Here is a 13,026-nt window from a genome sequence, read left to right as displayed (position 1 = left end):
AAAAGCGCCGCCGGGGAATGATTCCCCGGCGGCGCTTTTGTCGTCCCACGTGATCGAAGTCCCGTGTGACGGAAGTTATAAGGGCTCTTCAGGATTTAGAGTGCGTTGATCTTGGTGTGCAGCTGTCCGGAGTGGATCAAGGATCGCAAGATGTAGTGCCCGAGGTTCTTGAACCCCAGAGCGATGCCGCGCAGATGCTCCAGGCGCCCGTTGATCGCCTCGACGGGCCCGTTGGACGCGCCGATATCGAAATACGCCAGCACGTCCTTCTGGCGCCGGTACAGCGTGTTTCCCAGCTGCTTAATCTCCTCTAACCCCTTCGGCATCGTCGATGAACGCAGCGTGCTGATCACCTTCTGCATCAGCTTCTTGCCCTCGGCTTTCTTCGGGTACTGATAGGCGGCGATGATCTGCTGATACACCGACCACGTCACCTCCAAAGCCACGTAGTCTTCGTCGGTGGCCCACAGTTGCTCGAGTCGCCGATGCTGTCGATCAGTGAGGAAGTCAATCCTGGTCAACAGGGTTTTCCGGTTCTTATACAACGGATCGTTTTTCTTGCCCCGCCGCCCGGTGGTCATCCGCTGCAGGCGCTGCCGGCACACGGTCAACTTGTCGGCGGCCAGGTGCACCACGTGAAAGGGATCCATCACCGCCTGCGCCCGCGGCAGGGCCTGTTTGGTGGCGGTGGCGTAGCCGGCAAACCCATCCATCGTGACAACCTCGACCCGGTCGCGAAAGCCCTGCCCACGCTGGCCGAGCCAATCGCTCAGTACCGCGGCGCTACGACCCGGGACCATGTCCAGCAACCGGGCCGGTCCGGCGCCGTCGATGACGGGGGTGATGTCGACGAGCACGGTGACGAACGAGTCCGGCTCACCGGCCCGGTGGGTGTGCTTCCACACGTGCTCGTCCACGCCCAGCACGCGTACCCCGGCAAGGTGGCCGGGGTCGTCATAGACCAGGTGCCGGCAGGCATCCAGGGCGAGGTCGTTGACCAGGTCCCAGCCCAAGCCCAGGGCTTTGGCGGTGGCGGAGATACCCATTTTGTCGATCGCCAACCGTTGCAGAATCCAGCGGGTCACCCGGCGAGTGACGGTGCGCCCGCGTTCGGCGCAGGCCAGTTCGCCCTGGTAGATCCGCTGGGCACAGGACTGATTCAGGCACAGGAACCGCGGCACGCGTACCTGCAACCTGGTGGGGAAGCCGACGACGGGAAGATCGGTCAGCCGGCGCACGACGTGATCACGCAGCCGGCCTGTGTGTCCGCAGCCCGGGCACTTGTCGCAGGAGTCGATGGGACGAGCACTGATGACCGTGAACTCGCCGGCATCCGCGGCATCGGTGATCGTTAATCCCAGCTCCGCGGTGCGGCAAATGGTGTCGGCGACGAGGTTGAACGTAGGCTGCATCGTAGGGTCCTGGTTCGGTCAGATGGTTGTGTGGTAACTCTCATCTTGTACCGGCCAGGGCCCCTACATGTTGTGCCACCCCGACATATCACTTCCCGCTAATTACGCACTCCAGATCCGGATGAGCCGTTATAAGTCCCCGAACCCACCCTCGTTGCATCGGATGCCTCAGCGCACGGTGGTGAAAAATGAACGATGAACCGTGCCCGTGTAAATGGTGACGAGGACCGTCCGTGAAAAAATTTCCCTGCGGCCTCAATACAGGGCAGTGATCGTGGTGTCTCCATGGGCCGGAGACGGGCCTTCGCGCTCGCCGACGATCCGGATGCAACTACCGACTTATTCAGTTCTGCGGGCTACTTTACTCGGCCCGCTTGCCGTCGGCCTCGATGAGTTCGGTGGCCCAGTTGACCTGCTGGATGCGGGTGTCCAGGGCTCGGTGCTCCTTCGCGGCCTGGTCCGCCTTCTTGCGCAACGACCGAATGTCCACGGTGGAGACGAAGCGGATTTCGGAGGCCGAGTACCGGTTCTGCCGACCGTAGGCTTCGTCCGCCACGGAGGTGTAGAACCGCCGCAGCTTGAGCAGGTGGTCGCGCTTGGCCAGCGCGTCGCTGAGCGTCCCGCCGTCGAAGGCGGTGGCGGAGTTGGTGGCGTTGATGGAGCGCACGAGCCATTCGAAACGCTCCATCAGGCGTTCGGCTTCGGCGATGAGGGCCTGCGGGTCCTCGTCGGGGTCGTCGCCTTCCTGAACTTGGGCGACCATCGCGACGCGTCGATTCATTTCGTTGAGACGGTCGGCGACCTCCGACCGCGCGGCGAGAGCTTCGGACAACAGCATGCCCACATCGTACGCCCGGCGTTCGCCGACGGTCATTGTTCGCCGCGTTTCCCCGATTTCGGCGGCGCGAAACATGGGCTGCCGGGAAATTGCTGGTAAGGGTACCCGCATGGGGGACGCGCGGTGGCGATGTTCAGTAGGATATGAGGTATGGCTGACACGAACGAAGAGGACTTCCACATCGTCGATTTGGCGGCGACCGAGGGCTACGTCGTCGACGACTCCGACGAGGACGATCCGGTGCTGATCACCCCGTCCGGCGCGCCGGTGCAGACGTGGCGCGAGAACTACCCGTACGACGAGCGCATGACGCGCAAGGAGTACGAGAAGGTCAAGCGCGCGCTCCAGATCGAGCTGCTGAAGTGGCAGAACTGGACCAAGGAGACCGGGCAGAAGCACATCATCCTCTTCGAGGGGCGCGACGCCGCCGGCAAGGGCGGCACCATCAAGCGCTTCAACGAGCACCTCAATCCCCGTGGCGCCCGCACGGTGGCGTTGGAGAAGCCGTCGCCGCGTGAGTCGACGTCGTGGTACTTCCAGCGCTACATCCAGCACTTCCCGGCGGCGGGCGAGATCGTGTTCTTCGACCGCTCCTGGTACAACCGTTCGGGCGTGGAGCGCGTGATGGGCTTCTGCACGGAGTCGCAGCACGCGGAGTTCCTGCGCGAGGTGCCGATGCTGGAGAACATGATCCTGGGGTCGGGCATTTCGCTGACGAAGCTGTGGTTCTCGGTGACCCAGAAGGAGCAGCGCACGCGTTTCGCCATCCGTCAGGTGGACCCGGTGCGTCAGTGGAAGCTGTCGCCGATGGACCTGGCGTCGCTGGATCGCTGGGATGATTACACCCGCGCGAAGGAGGAGCAGTTCCGTTACACGGACACCGACGAGTCGCCGTGGATCACCATCAAGTCCAACGACAAGAAGCGTGCCCGCATCAACGCGATGCGTTACGTGCTGTCGAAGTTCGAGTACACGAACAAGGATCATGAGCTCGTGGGCGAGCCGGATCCGAAGATCGTGCTGCGCGGTCGCGATCAGATCGGCGACTGATTTCGTTCGGGCCGTTCCGGGCCTGCATGCCGCTTGACGACGAACCGGCCCCCGCACCATTCGGTGCGGGGGCCGGTTTCGCTATTCGGGTTCGAGGTCCGGGGTCCCCCGGGCGCCTGGGCTCCCGGGTGGCTTCCCGTTCTCTGTCCCTTATTCCTTCACGGGCTCGATGGGGTTGCCCTGCCAGCGGGTGTCGGCGGGGACGACGTCGCCACGCATGACCAGCGACGCGGGGCCGATGGTGGTCGACTCGCCGAGGCGGGAGGCCGGCAGCGCGACGGAGTGGGGGCCGAGGGTGGCGCCCGGGGCGAGTTCGACGGTGTCGAGGCTCATGACGCGGTCCTGGAACAGGTGCGTCTGCACCACGCAGCCGCGGCCGACGGTGGCGCCTTCGCCGATGTGGCACAGGTCGGTTTCCGGCAGCCAGTACGACTCGAGCCATGTGCCGTGGCCGATGTCGGCGCCGAGCCAGCGCATCGCGCGGTTCATGCCGCCGGTGCCGGTGACGGGCACGAGGTACCAGGGGGCCGCGACGGTTTCGACGAAGGTGTCCTGCAGTTCGTCGAGCCACACGAAGCGGCTCCACAGGGCGTGCTCGCCCTTCTCGTGGGTGCCCACGCAGATCCACTTCATGGCGACGGTCATGAGCATCGCCAGCATGCCGGCGATGAGCAGCACGGGGGAACCGATGAACCACGCGGCGACCAGGCCGAGCAGGAGGGACGGCAGTTCCCGGCCGGAGCCGACGCCGATGAGGGAGGCGACGCCCAGGGCGGTGCCCTGCATCGCCAGCAGGACCAGCACGGCCAGGGCCAGCGAGGTGACGGGGGCCAGCAGGCGCAGCGTCTCCACCGCACCGCGGGCGGCCTTCACCCCGAAGCCCGGGCTGTAGGTTCGGTCCTCGCCGCCGTCGACCTTGACGGTCACGCGGCGCAGGCGCTCCGGCGGGGAACCCCACCAGTTCGACCCGGCCTTGGCCTTCTTCGGCGTCGACGACAGTACGGCGACCAGGGAGTTCTTGCCCAGCTTGCGGCCGGGCCCGGCGATGCCGGAGTTGCCCAGGAAGGAACGGCGGCCGATGCGGGTTTGCTCGAGCAGCATCCACCCGCCGCCGAGCTCGTAGCCGCCGACCATGGTGTCGTCGGCGAGGAAGGAGCCCTCGCGGATGTCGGTGAACTTCGGCAGCACCACGGCGGTGGAGATCTCGGCGTCGCGGCCGACCTCCGCGCCCAGCGCGCGTAGCCACCACGGGGTCAGCTGCGAGGCGTAGAGGGGGAACAGGTCGGTGCGGGCGGCGTCCATGAGGCGTTCGGTGGCCCACGCCTGCCAGCCCACCCGGGATCGGACGGGGTGCACGCCGGGCTTGAGCCCGATGGACAGCAGTCGCACGAGGATCAGCGTCAGCAGCGCGTACACGGCGAATGCGGCGATGGCGGCGGGCGCGGTCCACACGAAGGCCAGGCCGATCGCGCCGGGCCACGTCGTCGCCGAGGACGCGCCGAACCCGATGATCGCGGCGGCCGCGGCCAGCGCCGACACCGGCACCAGGGCCAAAATCAGCGCGGAGAGGCCGTAGATCGGCAGCCAGTGGGCGCGGCGCGGGGGAACCTCGACGGGGAAGCGGCGCTTCGGCCGGCCGACCTTGCGGGCGGGCGAACCCGACCAGCGGGCGCCGGCCTTGACCTTCTTCACTCCGGTGACGCACGAGCCGGCCTCGACGTGGGCGGCCTCGCCGATGACGGTGCCCGGCATGAGGGTGCAGCGCGCGCCGACGCGGGCCTCGGCCCCGATGGTGATGTGGCCGACGTGGACGACGTCGCCGTCGACCCAGTACCCGGAGATGTCCGTCTCCGGTTCGACGGAAGAGTAGTCGCCGAATTCGATGAAGCCGGTCACCGGCGGCAGGGTGTGCAACGACACGCCCTTTCCCACCGTCGCGCCCAGCGCGCGGGCGTACCACAGCATCCACGGGGCGCCGCCGACCCCGCGCGCCCCCGAGGCGTCGGCGAGCCGTTCGGCGGCCCACAGCTTCATGTGGACCTTTCCGCCGCGCGGGTGATCGCCGGGCGTCACTCCGCGCATGAGCACGCGGGTGGCCAGCGCCGTCAGCGGCAGCGTGCCCAGCGGGGTGATGAACAGCACCGCCAGCACCACCGCCAGCCACCACGGCACGGGCAGCGCGAACTGCGACCCCAGCCCGTGGGCGATGGCGTTGAGCACCGCCAGCCACGTCATCCACTTCGCCGCGCGGATGGTCTGCAGCGGCACCATGGACAGCGACTGGGCGTGGCGGGTCGAACGCGGCACGGGCTTGACGACGCGCTTCGGCTCGGCGTCCGCCGTACCCTCCGACGAACCGTCGTCAAGCGACAACCCGCGGGACTCCAGCTCTTCGGCGAGCCGACCCAGACGCGGGTGATCGTAGAGATCGCGCACCGCAACCTGCGGGGCACGCTCGCGCATGCGGGCCACCACCGTCGCCGCGGCCAACGACGTGCCGCCGAGGGCGAAGAAATCCGCCGCCGGACCCGGCGCGGGCACGGCGAGAACCTCCGCCCAAATGCCCGACAACCACGCCTCGATCGGGTTCATGCCCGCCAACTCGGCGTCATCGGCGTCGCCGGCGCCGTCGTTGGGCAACGGCCAGGGCAGGCCAGCCTTGTCGACCTTGCCCGACGTGCGCACCGGCAACTCGTCCATGACGTGCAGACGCGGCACCATCGCCGCAGGCATCTCGGCGCGCAAACGCTCCAGCGACGCCTCCGGATCGACGTTCGCGGCATCGCCGCCGGCGCCGACGTAACCGACCAGAATGTCCTGGCCGCCCGCGGTCTGGCGCACCTGCACGCTGGCCTGGGTCACGCCCGGCAACGCCGCCAGGTGCGCCTCGACCTCGCCGAGCTCGATGCGGCGGCCGCCGATCTTCACCTGATCGTCGACGCGGCCCACGAAATGCAGGCCCTCCGGCTCCAGCCGCACGTGATCGCCGGTGCGGTACGCCCGATCCCAACCGATGGACGGCATCGGCGCGTACTTCTCGGCGTCCTTCTCGGGGTCGAGGTAGCGGGCCAAGCCGACGCCGCCGATGACCAGCTCGCCGACCTCGCCGACGGCCACCGGCGTCTCGTCGCCGTCGACGACCACGAGATCCCAGCCGTCCAACGACACGCCGATGGTCACCGGCTCGCCGGGCTTGAGCTCCGCGGCGCAGGCGACGACCGTCGCCTCGGTGGGGCCGTAGGTGTTCCACACCTCGCGCTCGGGCGTGGACAGGCGCTCGACCAGCTCCGCCGGGCAGGCCTCGCCGCCGACGATGAGCAGACGCACCGAATCCAACGCCTCGGCGGGCCACAGGCCTGCCAACGTCGGGACGGTCGACACCGCCGTGATGGACCGCGAAATCAGCCACGGGCCCAGGTCCATGCCGGACCGCACCAGCGACCGCGGCGCCGGAACCAGGCAGGAACCGTGCGCCCAGGCGATCCACATTTCCTCGCACGACGCGTCGAACGCGACCGACAGGCCGGCCAGGACCCGGTCCTCCGGGCCCAGCGGACCATCGGGATGATCGGCCAGGAACAGGCGGGACTCCGCGTCGACGAACGCCGCGGCGCTGCGGTGCGTGACCGCCACGCCCTTCGGCTTGCCCGTCGACCCGGAGGTGAAGATGATCCACGCGTCGTCGTCGGGCGTCGGCTCGCGGGCCGGCTCCGCGGCCACGTGCCCCGGGGTGAGGTGCAGGCCGTCGGCGCCGAACCAGGCGGCGATGCCGGCTTCGCCGAAGACCATCTCGGCGCGTTCGTCCGGGTCGTCGGCGTCGACCGGCACATAGGCCGCGCCCGCCGCGAGAATCGACAGGATGGCGACGTAGAGCTCCCGGCTGCCCGACGGCATGCGGACGCCGACGCGGTCGCCTGCGCCGATGCCCTTCGACCCCAGCCACGCGGCGGTCTCGTCGATCTCGGCGAGGAGATCGGAGTAGGTCATCACCACGTCGCCGTCGTCGAGCGCAGCCGCTTCGGGATGCTCGGCGGCGGTGGCCCGCAGGATGTCGATGAGCGTGCGTTCGGGGGCGGCCAGGTCTCCGCGCAGGTACTGGGAGGGAATCTGATCAGCGAGGTCGGTCACCGGCGCTTGCCACCCTTCTTCTTCTTTTTCTTCCGCTTCTTCTTCTGTTTCTTCGGAGGTTCGGGGGCGGCGGCCGCGGTGTCGCGCCCATCCGGGGATTCTCCCTCATCGGAGGGCCGTGCGCTCAGCGCGGCGGTGAGGGCCTCGCGCGCTGCGGCGGGAACGTCGGCGAAGACGCGGGCCTCGGCGTCGGCGATGCCGTCGCGGATGGAATCGCGCAGCGTCGCGCCGACGGTGGTGGGGCCGATGAGCTGGCGGCGACGGTCCGCGGTGTCGCGGACGCGCTCGACCAGGTCGGCGCCTTCGAGGACGTCGACCAGTCGGACCATGTCGGACCGGTCGATGCCCAGCAGGTCGCACAATTCGCTCTGGGAGTGGGCGGGGGCGGGGCCGATGGCCTCCAGCAGCCAGTACCCGCGCACGGTCAGCGCGAGGTCGGTGGCGCGGTCGGCGAGGACGCCGTCGATCGCGGTCCGCAGCCGGGCGTCCAGGCACTGAACCGCCCACGCCGCAGTTGAGGTCACCGCCCCGGGCATGATCGGGCCCGAGCGGACATCTCGGGAATCTTTTTTCGTTGGCATGCACCCATTATAGGCACATGAGTGATCGGGCCAATAATGGGGAGGCCCCCACCGAAACGATGTCGTCGGGGGCAAACCTGCAGGGTGGGCCGCTTTACGACGGTCCGTCGTGACGCAACAAGTGCCCGAAACCGGGCGGCCGGTCAGCCCTTTTCGATCGGGCGACCGGCATGTTCCCAGTCGATCATGCCGCCCGAAATGTTGATCGCGTCGATGCCGTTCATCTCCAGCCATCGGCACACCTGCGCCGATCGGCCGCCGGACTTGCACATCAGGTAAATGTCGCGATCGAAATCGAACTCGCCGTAGCGCGAGGGGATCTCCTCCATCGGGATGTGCACCGCCCCCACGGGGTGGCCCTCGTCCCACTCCATCTTCGAGCGGACGTCGATGATCTGCGCGTCGTCGGGAACTTCTCTGACGGGGATGAATTCCATGGCGCCGATTGTAGGGGGAAGGGTCGAGGAGGGGAGGGGTGGGGATGGTGGCGCGCCGCGATGGGCGGCCGTGGGGCGGGGTCGTCGGTTGAAGGCTGCGGGGTGGGGATGGTGGCGCGGATGGTGATGTGAATGGCACCGGAGTTTCATCGTGGGTCGCCGACTTGCCCGCCAATGTTCATCCGCCCGTTGCGTGGATTTCACTTGAGCGGAACAGACTGGCCAATTGTGGCAAACAACGGGATCGATCAAGCAGGGCTCGAGGCCAAAGCCCGCACCGCGCGCAGGCGCGAATGGCTGCTCGCGGCCGCACTCCTGGCCCCCAACCTGATCCTCCTGGCGATCTTCACCTACCGGCCGCTGCTGGACAACATCCGGCTGTCCTTCTTCAGCTGGAACATCTCGTCGCCGACGTCGACCTTCATCGGCTTCGACAACTACGTCGAATGGGCGACCCGCGCCGACACGCCGAAGATCCTGTTCAACACGGTCGTCTTCACCTTTTTCGCCGTGATCGGATCGATGGTCCTGGGCCTCATCCTGGCGCTGCTGCTCGACCAGAAACTGCGCGGCCGCAACGCCGTGCGGTCGATGGTCTTCGCGCCCTTCGTCATCTCCGGCGCCGCCATCGGCGTGGCCTTCCAATTCGTCTTCGACCCGACCTTCGGTCTCGTCCAGGACCTCCTCGGCCGCATCGGCGTCGACAGCCCGAACTTCTACCAGAACCCGTCGTGGGCCCTGTTCATGGTGACGTTCACCTTCGTCTGGAAGAACCTCGGCTACACCTTCGTCATCTACCTGGCGGCGCTGCAGGGGCTCAGCCGGGACCTGTCGGAGGCCGCCGCCATCGACGGCGCCGGCGCCTGGACCCGATTCCGCAGCGTGACGCTGCCGCAGCTGCGGCCGACCACGTTCTTCCTGTCGATCACCGTCACCCTCAACTCGGTGCAGGTGTTCGACATCATCAACACCATGACCCGCGGCGGCCCGCAGGGCAACGGCACCACGACCCTGGTGTTCCAGGTCTACAACGAAACCTTCGTCAACTTCCGGGCGGGATACGGCGCGACCATCGCGACCATCCTGTTCCTCATCCTCCTGGTGGTCACGCTGATCCAGGTGCGCTACATGGACAAGGAGAACATGCGGGCATGATCGGCACCGAACGCGGCATCGTCTGGCGCATCGTCGGCTACCTGGGCATGGCCCTGGCGGTGGCCTTCATCGGCCTGCCCCTCATCTGGATCGTCCTGGCCAGCCTCAAGCAGCACGGCGACATCTACTCGATCCCGGTCCGCTGGTTCCCCGAGGAGTGGTACCCGCAGAACTACGCCGACGCGACCGACCGGGTGCCCTTCTTCGCGTATTTCCGCAACTCGATCATCATCACGGTGATCCTGTGCACCATCAAGATCGTCCTCGGCGTGATCTCGGCCTACGCGTTGGCGATCCTCCGCTTCCCGGGGCGCAACCTCGTCTTCATCATCGTCATTTCGGCGCTGATGGTGCCCAGCGAGGTCACCGTGATCTCGAACTACGCGCTGGTCAGCCAGCTGGGCTGGCGCGACACCTACCAGGGCATCATCATCCCGCTGGCGGGCATCGCCTTCGGCACGTTCCTCATGCGCAACCACTTCATGTCCATCCCGCACGAGATCGTCGAAGCCGCCCGGATGGACGGCGCCGGCCCGTTCCGGCTGCTGTTCCAGGTGCTGCTGCCCATCTCGCTGCCCACGCTCGTGGCGTTTTCGATGATCACCATCGTCAACGAGTGGAACCAGTACCTGTGGCCGTTCCTCATGGCCGAAACCGAAGCGTCGGCCACCCTGCCGGTGGGCCTGACCATGCTCCAGAACAACGATGGCGTCTCCAACTGGGGGCCCGTCATGGCGGCGACGATCATGACCATGATCCCCGTCCTGCTCCTGTTCCTCGCCCTGCAGAAATACATGATCAAGGGCCTGACGTCGGGTGCGGTGAAGGGATGACCACCGCCGCCGCACCGACCTTCCCGGGTCCTGCCCCGCCCACGCGGGCGTCGCAAAGCCCGAAAACCTCGAAAACCCCGCACCACTTTGCTTGACGACGACGCCTCCCGGACGTCGCCCCGAAAGGAACCACGATGAACGACCGCATCAACCGCACCCCGAACGGCATGAACCGCCGCACCTTCCTCGCGCTGCTGGGCCTGACCGGCGCGGGCGCCGCCCTCACCGCATGCGCCGGCACCGGCGGCGGCGACGGTGGTGCAGAGGGGGACCCGAACACCATCGTCTGGTGGTCCAACCACCCGGCCAGCTCGAAGGCCATCGAAGAGGAGCTCATCGCCCGCTTCGAGAAGGAAAACCCCGACCTCAAGGTCCGCCTCGTCGACGGCGGCAAGAACTACGAGGAACTCGGCCAGAAGTTCAACGCCGCCCTGTCCGGCACCGACCTGCCCGACGTCGTCGTCCTGTCCGACGTCTGGTGGTTCAACTTCGCCCTCAACGGCCAGATCGCCAACATCGACGAGGTCGCCGAGCGCGCCGGCGTGGACACCTCCACCTACGTCGACAGCCTCTACGAGGACTACGCGCTCAACGACGGGCACTTCGCCATGCCGTTCGCCCGATCGACGCCGCTGTTCTACTACAACAAGGACCTGTGGAAGGAAGCCGGCCTGCCCGACCGCGGCCCCGAGTCCTGGGACGAGATGACCGAGTGGGGCAAGACCCTGCAGAAGAAGCTGTCCGGCCGCGAACGCGCCCACGGCTGGGGCAACGCCGTCGACTACCTGTCCTGGACCTTCTCCGGCCCGCTGTGGACGAAGGGCGGCGCCTACTCCGACGGCTGGGACATGAAGCTGACCAGCCCCGAGACCATCGCCGCCGTCGAGTGGCTCAAGTCCACCGTCGACGACGGCTGGGCGACCGTGTCCAACGACCTCGCCAACGAATTCGGCACCGGCCTGCTCGGCTCGATCGTCGCCTCCACCGGCGACCTGGCCGGCATCAACGACACCGCCGACTTCGAGGTCGGCACCGCCTTCCTGCCCAACCCCAACGGCGACGGCGGCTGCCCGACCGGCGGTGCCGGCCTGGCCATCCCCGCCGGCATCTCCGAGGAGCGCCAGAACAACGCGGCGAAGTTCATCGACTTCATCACCAACACCGAAAACACCGCGTACTGGTCCCGCAACGTCGGCTACATGCCGGTGCGCAAGGACGCCGTCGATGACCCGGAGCAGAAGAAGTTCATGGACGAAAACCCGAACTTCCGCACCGCCGTCGAGCAGCTGCCGCAGACCCGACCGCAGGACAACGCCCGCGTGTTCATCCCGAACGGCGACCGCAAGATCGGCGACGCGCTGGAGACCATCCTGCTCACCGGCGCCGCCATCGAGCCGACCCTGTCGTCGCTCGAGGAGGAGCTGACCACCGCCTACGAGCGCGACATCGAGCCGCACCTGTAGTTCGGCGGGTATTTCGGCGACAAGAGAAGACAACGAGGAGGAAACATGGCGGGCGTCATCTTCGACGGAGCCACGCGCATTTACGCCAAGGACGGCAAGCCCGCCGTCGATTCCCTGAACCTGGACATCGCCGACGGCGAGTTCCTGGTGCTGGTCGGACCGTCGGGCTGCGGCAAGTCGACGTCCCTGCGGATGCTGGCGGGGCTCGAACCCGTCGACCGCGGCAGCATCCACATCGGCGGGCTCGACGCGACCGACGTTCGCCCCCAGGACCGCGACGTCGCCATGGTCTTCCAGAATTACGCGCTGTACCCCAACATGACGGTCGCGAAGAACATGGGATTCGCGCTGCGGAATCAGAAGGTGCCCAAGGCGGAGATCGAGCAGCGCGTGAAGGAAGCCGCCCGCATCCTCCAGCTGGAGAATCTCCTGGACCGCAAGCCCGCGGCACTGTCGGGCGGCCAGCGTCAGCGCGTGGCGATGGGACGTGCGATCGTCCGCGAACCCGCGGTGTTCTGCATGGATGAGCCGCTGTCCAACCTCGACGCGAAGTTGCGGGTGGAAACCCGCGGCGAAATTTCGGCCCTCCAGCGGCGCCTGGGCACCACCACCGTCTACGTCACGCATGACCAGGTCGAGGCGATGACGATGGGAGACCGCGTCGCCGTGCTGCTCGACGGCGTCCTGCAGCAGGTGGACACTCCCGCGGTGCTGTACGACCGGCCGGTCAACGCCTTCGTCGCGGGGTTCATGGGATCGCCGTCGATGAATCTGCTGCCGGGCGTGGTCCGCGACGACGTCGTGGTTCTCGACGGCGGCGCCGTCGTGCCCTTGGGGGCGCGGCAGGACGACGGCCGCCGCGTCACCGTGGGCTTCCGTCCGGAAGACGTGGCGGTCGACGCGGATGGGACGCATCCCGCCGACCAGTGCGTGACCATCGACGTCACCCAGGTCGAGGAGCTCGGCGCGGAGTCGATCGTCCACGGCGTCGGCAAGGGCGGCGAGAAGATCGCCGTGCGTCGCGACCGCGGTCACGGCGTCGCTGCGGGCGACGGGCTGCGCGTGGTGCCGGACGCCCGCCGGATCTACCTGTTCGACGGGGAGTCCGGCGAGCGGATCAGCGACTGAC

Annotated in this window: 10 protein-coding genes; 5 read left to right on the top strand and 5 right to left on the bottom strand. The window is 67.5% G+C overall.

All coding sequences use genetic code 11. The features are described from left to right. Positions 1-95: 95 nt before the first annotated feature. Positions 96-1,412 (bottom strand): ISL3 family transposase, encoded by a 1,317-nt coding sequence (locus tag CFREN_RS11705; protein ID WP_209651834.1) that lies wholly within the window; start codon positions 1,410-1,412, stop codon positions 96-98. A gap of 361 nt (positions 1,413-1,773) precedes the next feature. After that, positions 1,774-2,250 carry a DIP1984 family protein gene (locus tag CFREN_RS11700; RefSeq protein WP_209651837.1) on the bottom strand — a complete coding sequence of 159 codons (477 nt, stop codon included), beginning with the start codon at positions 2,248-2,250 and terminating at the stop codon, positions 1,774-1,776. Positions 2,251-2,400: 150 nt separating this feature from the next. On the opposite strand from CFREN_RS11700, the gene ppk2 reads away from it, so the two are divergent. Then, positions 2,401-3,300, top strand: a complete 900-nt coding sequence (gene ppk2, locus CFREN_RS11695) for a polyphosphate kinase 2 (RefSeq protein WP_035120693.1) — start codon at positions 2,401-2,403, stop codon at positions 3,298-3,300. A 150-nt stretch (positions 3,301-3,450) separates the two neighbouring features. On the opposite strand, the gene CFREN_RS11690 is transcribed toward ppk2, so the two are convergent. From CFREN_RS11690 to CFREN_RS11680, 3 genes are all read right to left on the bottom strand, one after another. After that, positions 3,451-7,428 (bottom strand): Pls/PosA family non-ribosomal peptide synthetase, encoded by a 3,978-nt coding sequence (locus tag CFREN_RS11690; protein ID WP_209651839.1) that lies wholly within the window; start codon positions 7,426-7,428, stop codon positions 3,451-3,453. Then, on the bottom strand, positions 7,425-8,009 hold the full coding sequence (locus tag CFREN_RS11685) for a MarR family winged helix-turn-helix transcriptional regulator (RefSeq protein WP_224370578.1): 585 nt from the start codon (positions 8,007-8,009) through the stop codon (positions 7,425-7,427). The genes CFREN_RS11690 and CFREN_RS11685 overlap by 4 nt, the downstream gene beginning before the upstream one ends. A 143-nt stretch (positions 8,010-8,152) precedes the next feature. Next, entirely contained in the window at positions 8,153-8,446 is a 294-nt protein-coding gene (locus tag CFREN_RS11680) for a rhodanese-like domain-containing protein (RefSeq protein ID WP_209651842.1), read from the bottom strand. A gap of 228 nt (positions 8,447-8,674) precedes the next feature. Here CFREN_RS11680 and CFREN_RS11675 point away from each other — a divergent pair, with 228 nt between their 5' ends. The 4 genes from CFREN_RS11675 (at position 8,675) to CFREN_RS11660 (ending at position 13,025) form a co-directional block, all read left to right on the top strand. Further along, a complete protein-coding gene (locus CFREN_RS11675) occupies positions 8,675-9,601 on the top strand; it encodes a carbohydrate ABC transporter permease (RefSeq protein ID WP_224370576.1) in 927 nt (308 codons plus the stop codon). Continuing rightward, complete coding sequence (locus CFREN_RS11670) at positions 9,598-10,434, top strand: carbohydrate ABC transporter permease (RefSeq protein ID WP_209651846.1); 837 nt, start codon at positions 9,598-9,600, stop codon at positions 10,432-10,434. Before CFREN_RS11675 ends, CFREN_RS11670 begins: the two co-directional genes overlap by 4 nt. 134 nt (positions 10,435-10,568) lie before the next feature. Beyond that, positions 10,569-11,897, top strand: a complete 1,329-nt coding sequence (locus tag CFREN_RS11665; protein WP_244979473.1) for an ABC transporter substrate-binding protein — start codon at positions 10,569-10,571, stop codon at positions 11,895-11,897. 45 nt (positions 11,898-11,942) lie between these two features. Beyond that, the gene (locus tag CFREN_RS11660; RefSeq protein ID WP_209651848.1) at positions 11,943-13,025 is read left to right on the top strand and encodes an ABC transporter ATP-binding protein; all 1,083 of its coding nucleotides are present in this window, start codon (positions 11,943-11,945) and stop codon (positions 13,023-13,025) included. Position 13,026 lies beyond the last annotated feature (1 nt).

This window comes from Corynebacterium freneyi (assembly GCF_030408835.1).
Lineage (GTDB): Bacteria > Actinomycetota > Actinomycetes > Mycobacteriales > Mycobacteriaceae > Corynebacterium > Corynebacterium freneyi.
Note: the sequence above shows the minus strand (reverse complement) of the source record. Positions and strands in the feature narration are given on the sequence as shown.